The organism is Arsenophonus sp. ENCA (assembly GCF_002287155.1).
GTDB lineage: Bacteria > Pseudomonadota > Gammaproteobacteria > Enterobacterales > Enterobacteriaceae > Arsenophonus > Arsenophonus nilaparvatae.
Genome location: NZ_NHNG01000268.1, coordinates 1 through 730, shown reverse-complemented (window position 1 = coordinate 730; position 730 = coordinate 1). Strand labels below are relative to the sequence as shown.

The 730-nt window shown below is 41.0% G+C and carries 2 protein-coding genes; one reads left to right on the top strand and one right to left on the bottom strand.

The window, feature by feature from the left end; genetic code table 11:
• Nucleotides 1-305, top strand: a 305-nt coding sequence (locus CBG25_RS06975) for a transposase family protein (RefSeq protein ID WP_290603625.1), incomplete at its 5' end; no start/stop codon positions are given.
• Between the two features lie 134 nt (nt 306-439).
• Here the strand turns inward: CBG25_RS06975 and CBG25_RS06970 are convergent.
• Nucleotides 440-730 (bottom strand): transposase (locus CBG25_RS06970; protein WP_290603789.1); only part of this gene is annotated, 291 nt, incomplete at its 5' end.

Below are 730 nucleotides of genomic sequence, written 5' to 3'. Positions count from 1 at the left end.
ATATAATTCGCCATATTCCTCCTGAGGTAACCATCTGGGCAGATACCGGTTTTCAAGGTATAGATAAACAGCATCCTAATACACAAATCCCAAAAAAAGGAACTCGAAAAAGACCTTTATCGCCTGAACAAAAACAAGAAAATAAAATAATCTCGGGCATCCGTATTACAGTTGAACACGCCATCGCGGGTATCAAGCGCCTCGGTTGCATGACCCAAATTTTACGGAATCGTAGACCCTTTATTGATGATACCTTCTTACTCCTTAGCGCAGGTCTTTGGAATTTCCATCTCAGAACAGCGTAAAATTTACTTCAATCACCGAAACACCCTTATTTCACTATTAAGCAACACGCTTAATGTTTCCCGCGATGAGGAAGCTGGAGATAGAGTTTCCCTCCTGCCAGTCGGCCTCTCTTGATCACGAGTTTCGCACAAAACTAATTTGGGTACGCTAATAAAACACGGATGTGCTCAGCAATAGCATTTTTGATTACGTCCCAATTTTGTTGATAAAGGGTTATTTTTTCAGATATACGACGTTTATGTTGTTCAAACCACGCAGAAATAGCGAGAAAAATATGATTTCTTTGCGCTCGGCTCGTGCGAGCCTGACAGCGTTCAATACCACAATTTTGTTTAACTTCTCGATGATAAACTTCAACAGACCAACGGGCATCCATGATAGATTTGACGTATTCACGGGTGGGATTCTCTTTGTTTGTTACTAT